6 protein-coding genes are annotated in these 6650 nt (G+C 45.4%); 5 read left to right on the top strand and 1 reads right to left on the bottom strand.

The window, feature by feature from the left end:
• Window positions 1-42: 42 nt before the first annotated feature.
• A complete protein-coding gene (locus FHQ23_RS02765; RefSeq protein ID WP_139612947.1) occupies window positions 43-342 on the bottom strand; it encodes a type II toxin-antitoxin system RelE/ParE family toxin in 300 nt (99 codons plus the stop codon).
• Window positions 343-591: 249 nt separating this feature from the next.
• Between FHQ23_RS02765 and FHQ23_RS02760 the strand changes: the two genes are divergently transcribed.
• From FHQ23_RS02760 to recC, 5 genes are all read left to right on the top strand, one after another.
• Window positions 592-1113 carry a type II secretion system protein gene (locus FHQ23_RS02760; protein WP_139612946.1) on the top strand — a complete coding sequence of 174 codons (522 nt, stop codon included), beginning with the start codon at window positions 592-594 and terminating at the stop codon, window positions 1111-1113.
• Entirely contained in the window at window positions 1076-1867 is a 792-nt protein-coding gene (locus tag FHQ23_RS02755) for a hypothetical protein (protein ID WP_139612945.1), read from the top strand. The genes FHQ23_RS02760 and FHQ23_RS02755 overlap by 38 nt, the downstream gene beginning before the upstream one ends.
• A 16-nt stretch (window positions 1868-1883) precedes the next feature.
• A complete protein-coding gene (locus FHQ23_RS02750) occupies window positions 1884-2558 on the top strand; it encodes a DUF2572 family protein (RefSeq protein ID WP_139612944.1) in 675 nt (224 codons plus the stop codon).
• The gene (locus tag FHQ23_RS02745; protein WP_139612943.1) at window positions 2539-2892 is read left to right on the top strand and encodes a DUF5374 domain-containing protein; all 354 of its coding nucleotides are present in this window, start codon (window positions 2539-2541) and stop codon (window positions 2890-2892) included. Before FHQ23_RS02750 ends, FHQ23_RS02745 begins: the two co-directional genes overlap by 20 nt.
• A 66-nt stretch (window positions 2893-2958) precedes the next feature.
• Window positions 2959-6411: an exodeoxyribonuclease V subunit gamma gene (recC, locus tag FHQ23_RS02740; protein WP_176552237.1), complete on the top strand. Its 3453-nt coding sequence runs from the start codon at window positions 2959-2961 to the stop codon at window positions 6409-6411.
• The last annotated feature ends 239 nt before the right edge of the window (window positions 6412-6650 follow it).

Raw genomic sequence — 6650 nt, 5'->3', positions numbered from 1 at the left:
AACTTTTGCCTTGTATTGGTGAAAAATAGTCTATAGCTCAAATTATAAACAAAGATCAACAGACCCTAGTGCATGCACTACAAATATTCTTTTCTGAATATGGAAAAAGAAGAAACTGCGGGCAATTCCATCTTGGGCAGTTGTTCTAAGCTCTTTTAAGCCGTTTCCTAAATCCCTAACTTTAGGTTCCTTCAGTGTATTTCCATACAAAGATAAATCTTCTAAATCAAAATAGATTTCTTCTTGCAAAGTGCGTGGCATTTTTTGGATGGCTTTTAACGCTTGCTTCAGAATACTGATAGTAAATATTGCTTGTGGTTCAGTCATTGTTTTATGAGACATTGTGACACCTTATAAAACCTTATAACTAATCACATATGATGAATTATAGGTTGGTTAAAAATATAATCAAGTATGATGAGAGAAAAATCTACTTGCTGCTTTATAAGCCGATATGTTGTTTTTAAGCTGGCATAATTTCTACTCTCGTTTTCAATTTTTCCGATCCCGATCGCAAACATACCTGACCGCACTTTTCTTATTGAACGATTTTTCTAAACTGGCTGGCAATAGAGCCGTCGGGAGGGGGAAATGGCGAAGGGATTTACCTTGTTGGAAACACTGCTGGTGGTATTTTTACTGAGTGCGCTTGCCACTTGGATGCTGCCGCAGTGGCAGGTGTTGTCGGATTATCAGGTGTTGCAAAAAGAGCAGCGGCGGCTATTTGGTTTTTTGCGACATATGCAATTGCGGATCGAAAACTCGCACGAGATCTGGTTTTTACTGATTAATCGTGACGCCACTAAACAGAATTGGTGTGTCAGCGTGCAGCGTAAGGATAATTTGATTTGTGACTGTTTTATTCCGCAGCATTGTCCGCAAAGAGTGCAGGCGCATTTTTATTATCCGAGTTTTCCGCAGCAAACTCAAATCATCAGCAAAAAGTATTATCCATCGGAAATCAGCCGCTTGAGTGGGATTCGTGACACGTTTTCTGCGGCCTGTTTTGTATTGCAAGCAGGCAAAGCGCGTTCTATTTTCTCGCTGTTTAATGTGGGCAGTTTAAGGGTAAAAAATGATCAAGCCGCCAGTGCCTGCGTGCACGACAATTAATTTTCGCCAAGTGCGGTATTTGACCATCTGGAAAAAAGGCTCCAGCTTATTGGCGTTAATGGTCTCGATAGCGCTCGGTTCATTTTTACTGTTGCTGATTGTGGCGTTTTTCACCCAGGCGGCGAATCAGAATCGTGAGTTATTGCTACGGTTGCAGTTGCAGCGTGAACTGCACAAAGTGCTACATTTGATGAGTAAAGATATTGCTCGCAGCGGTTTTTACCATATTCAACAAACCCTTGAACAATCCAATGTGGCGCTGTTCAACCATGCCGACGGCACGGCAAGCAGCATCACACAGGCGAATCGAGAGGTGGCAAACAGTTGTCTGCTGTTTTGGTACGATTTGGATCACAGCGGCTGTGTCGGCAGTCATCAAGCAGCGCAGTGTCAGCAGGAACAGCGCAACACAACCAACGAGATTCAAAAAGAGTTGTTTGGCTATCGGTTGAAAAGCAAGATGATTGAAACCCGCGCAATGTATAAAAACGGCACGATTCAGGGGTGTGAGCAAGCACAATGCAATGGTTATATTGCAGAAAAAGGCTGCGATACTCGTGGTTGGGTCGATTTGCTTGATACCGATACCTACCAAATTAATCTGCTACGATTTTCGTGGTTGGCGAACAGGAAAGGTGTTTTAGCAGAAATTGGTGGCAGTTATAAAAAACAGCCTAAAATCCGCTATCAAAGTGCGGTGGTAATTCCGTTGAACAACCGCTTAGCGCAAGGCAGTCAAACGGCTTCCCCATAAAAATTAAAGGAAAAGTATGCTGAAAAAAGGCGTTGTTACCCTAACCAGCCTGTTGCTGCTCTCCAGCGTATTACTGCTGTTTTTGATGTTGGACGAGCAGATCTTGGCATCACATCGCGCCGATTTGGGCGAACGGTTGCGCTATTTGCAACAACGGGAACATTTGTTGCAGCAAAGTGTGGTTGCTGAAGGCAATACGCTTTGTCGGCAACAAAGTGTGGTGCAGTCGTCGGAGGCAAATTTTTTCAGCATTCATTTTACTGATTCACAGCAAGATCAGCAGCATAGCATCATTTGCCATCGTTTAACGCTGTTTAAAACCTTGCCACAGCAGGCGAGCGCAAAAGGCTGGTCGAATTTTTTACATCCAGATTGGCAAACGGGCTGGCGGCAATCGGATTTTGTTCATTTGCCTTTAAATGCAGCGGATTATGCTGCGAACAGAGTGTTGTGGATCGAGGATGACAGCGAGTGGCAGCTGGCGCAGGATTTTTATGGGGTGGTGTTGGTAAACGGCAGGCTTAAGTTATCGGGCGAAGGCAAGATTATCGGTGCCTTGATCTATCAAACTGCGTTGCAATCAGCAGAAAATCAAATTGAATTTAATCAAAGCGTGGTGAACAACGTGGCAGAGCAATATCAACAATGGTTGTATCGGAGTGACAGTTGGCATGATTTCAATTCGTTATAAGTTAATCCGTTATAAACCAATCTGTTATAAAGGAATTCAGTATAAAAAAGGCGCCAGCCTGTTTGGCGTGTTGCTGACGCTGGCCCTGTTCAGTAGCATCGTGTTGGGCATTTCGACTTGGACTGCGGCACAGCAACGGCAAGGCGTGTTGATCTACCAACGTTATCAGGCGTTGCTGTTGGCGCAAAATCAGTTTGCCCGCCAGCGTTTGGGGTTGGATTGTCAGAACCGCATTGAACAAAATCACCTGCTTTTTCAAGTGAGTTGCCAGCCAAAACAGGTGCAAGTGCGGTTTCCAGCGGGAGAATTGACATTGAATATCGAAACTGAATAATCGCACTTGCAACCGCTGGAACTCTCGTTGACAATAACGCTATCTAATCGAAGCAGAGGCGTGGCGGTGTTACATTTATATTATTCCAACCATTTAGAGACGCAGAAAGCGCTTTTGATCCGACTGTTGGGGTTGCAGCCGCTATCGGATCCTTTCCAGAGCGAACAGATTCTAGTGCAGAGCCAAGGCATGGCGCAGTGGCTGAAACAGCAGATCGCCGAAAATTGCGGTGTCGCCGCCAATATTGCGTTTCCGTTGCCCGCCAGTTTTATTTGGCACCAATACCACCGCACTTTGCCGAATGTACCGCAACGTAATGCGTTTGAAAAAGAGAGTATGCAGTGGCACTTGATGGCGTTGATTCCAACACTATTATTGCTGCCGGAGTTTGCTGAGTTGAAACAATATTTGAGCGGACAGCCTCAGACTGAACAGCAAAAACTATATCAACTGAGTGGTAAAATTGCGGATCTGTTCGATCAATATTTGGTTTACCGCCCTGAGTGGATCACGGCTTGGGAGCAGAATAATGATCAAGCGGTTATCCAAGCGATTATGCAGCATTTACCTAGCCAATCGCCACCAGATAGCGCACTTTCGCTCCCATTTGCCGATGATCAACTGACGTCAGAGTGGCAAAGTGCGGTCAGTTGGCAAGGACAGTTGTGGCGTGCATTATATGCCCGGATTGAGCAACAAGCGGCGCAACATCACCAAACTTGCCAACATCGTGCCGCTTTGCATCAGCGCTATTTGCAGCTTTTGCATGAACAAAAGCCGCCACATTTGCCGCAACGTTTATTTATTTTTGGGATTTCGGCGCTGCCGAATGTCTATCTGCAAACGTTACAGGCGATGGCGCAGCACTGCGAGGTGCATCTGTTTTTCAATAATCCGTGTCGGTATTACTGGGGTGATATTATCGATCCGGCATTTTTGCAACAACTCAAATTGCGTAAACGATTACAAAACGGCAAAGTGCGGTTGGGTGAGTGGTTAAACAACAAACAATTGGCGCAATTGGACCAGCCGGACTGGCAAGATGATCCGCTCGGCTATTTGCAAACTGGCAATCCGCTGTTGGCGACCTGGGGCAAAATGGGACGTGATTTCTTGGCGTTGCTCAGCCAAAGTGACGCCAATGAAATTGATGCTTATGCTGAAGCGGATGGAAATAGCCTGCTGGCACAATTGCAAAATGCAATTTTGAATCTGCAACCAGCACAGCCAGCCCCCCCATTTTTGCTTGCGCCGAACGATCAAAGCCTGATGATCCACGCTTGCCACAGCCCGATGCGCGAGGTAGAAATTCTGCACGATCAACTGTTGCACTGGTTTCAACAGGATCCTGCATTAACACCGAAAGATGTTGTGATCATGCTGGCGGATGTCGATCAATATGTGCCGTATATCCATGCGGTATTTTCGCAATATCAATACAACGATTCGCGTTTTATTCCTTACGAAATTGCCGATCGCAAACACAGCCATAGTGATGTAGTGATTGCCAGTTATTTGCAATTGTTACGCTTAAAAGAGAGCGATTTCAGCGCCGAATCGGTGCTGGCGCTGCTCGATGTGCCAGAAGTGAGGGAACGCTTTGAGTTGGATCTTAAAGCACTGGAAACCTTACAAAACTGGGTAGCGCAAAACGGTATTCGCTATGGCTTGTCGGCTAATCAAAATGATTTTGTGCCCAACTACAATGCGTGGCAAAGCGGTTTGCAACGCATGTTGTTGGGCACGGCGATGCGTGAAAACGACGGCATTTGGCAGAACAGCGTCGCCTTTGATTTAAGCCACGGGTTAAGCGCCCAGATTGTCGGAAAACTGGGGGACTTTTTAGACTGCCTGCAACATTGGCAGTCAGTGTTGCAGCAACCGCAGCCGATTGAACAGTGGCGGCAACAGTTGCATTGGCTGCTAAAAACGCTGTTCTGTGATAATCAACAAAGCCGCTCGGTGCTGCTGTTTTTGGCGAAACGAATTGATGAAATTTGCCAAACCGCACTTGATGCGGGTTACGACCACACTTTAGACAGCAGTGTGATTGCTGAGCTGTTTGACGCCAAATTGAGCGATGAAGACAACAGTTTTCACTTTTTGAACGGCAAATTGAGCTTTTGTACTTTGCTGCCGATGCGGGCAATTCCGTTCAAAGTGGTGGCGTTGTTGGGCATGAACGAAGGCGATTATCCGCGCCAACACCAGCCGAACAGTTTTGATTTGATGCAATATGCGCCACAAAAGGGCGATCGGGTGCGGCGAGATGATGATCGCTATCTGTTTTTGGAAGCGATTTTATCGGCGCAGCAAAAACTGTATATCAGTTATATCGGGCGTTCTTTAACCGATAATCAGGCGTTGCAGCCGTCGGTGTTGGTCAGTCAGTTGTTGGATTATTTGAGCGATCAAACCGATTTGATTCCGGCATTTGATCCACTGCAACACCCAGAACAACAGCGCCAAGATAAAGTGCGGTCGCATTTGGTGCAGCAACACCCGATGACCGTTTTCAGTCGTGAAAATTTTGCGCTGAGCAACCCAAACCGCTCTTTTGCCAAAGAGTGGCTAGTGAACCAAGCATCGGCAGATTTGCAATACAATCAATTTATGCAACCGCTCAGTGATGTGGAGCAAAGTGCGGTCAGCAGCGTGATTGTGTTGGAACAATTGATCCGCTTTGTGCAATCACCGTTAGCCTATTTTTTCGAAAAACAGCTTGGGGTCAGATTTAAAAACGATCAAACTGATTGGGCAGACAGCGAAAATTTCAGCCTTGATTCGCTGGAACGCTATCAACTGAGCGAACAACTGCTGCAACACCCTCAGACACAATGGGCAGCGCAAATGCAGCGCTTTAAACTGAAAGGCGAATTGCCGCGGGCGAATTTTGCCGAAATCAGCGCACAAAAGCTCAGTGAACGGCTGCAACCATTAAGTGCGGTGATAGAGCCCTATTTGGCACAAACTGCCAATTCGTTGAATATCCGTGTTGCGCTTGAGATCGACGGACAACATTATCAATTGCAGGGCGACATCAGCGGCTTATACCAACAGCAAAAAGTAGCATGGCGTAGTGGCGCAGTCAAAGCCACGCAGGTTATCCAATATTGGATCGAATATTTAGTATTGCAGCTCCAGCAACCCGGCAGTGGCACACCGCACTTTTATGGCCTGGAGAAAAATAAAGTGCAATTTTATCATTTTCAACCGATTTCAGCGCAACAAGCCCATGAGCAATTGCAGGTGTATTTACAGGATTTCTTGCGTGCCGAACAAGATTTGTTGGCGTTACCGACCGCACTTTACGTTGATTTTTTATCCACTGCTAAAAGTGACGAGCAGTTATTGCAAGCAATTCAGGCATTAGGGCAAGACGGTTTCCACGACAGCAACAAAGCCGATCCCTACTGGCAGCGTTTTCTGGCACAACAGCAACAGCTTGATTTAGAAGCAATAAAATCCAAAATGCAAGGTTGGTTTGGGTTGATGCAGGAGAGCTTGGTTGTTGGATGATAGGGAGTTGATAGGATTTTTGCTTAGGATAAGGATAGTGGCTTAGTGCTCCGCATAACGATAATTTATATTTTTATACAAAATAGACCGGAACTTTTTCAAATAGTGTTTTATCCCTAAAATAGGATTTATTATTGTGATCTGTATCACATAACGATTATAATGTTAACAGCGCTATTTGCTTTTTTATCTAATAAATTTTACTTTACACGATAATAATTCGTTAAATATTTACAAAT

This window comes from Testudinibacter crocodili (assembly GCF_006228025.1).
GTDB lineage: Bacteria > Pseudomonadota > Gammaproteobacteria > Enterobacterales > Pasteurellaceae > Chelonobacter.
This window is presented reverse-complemented; position numbering and strand designations above follow the sequence as displayed.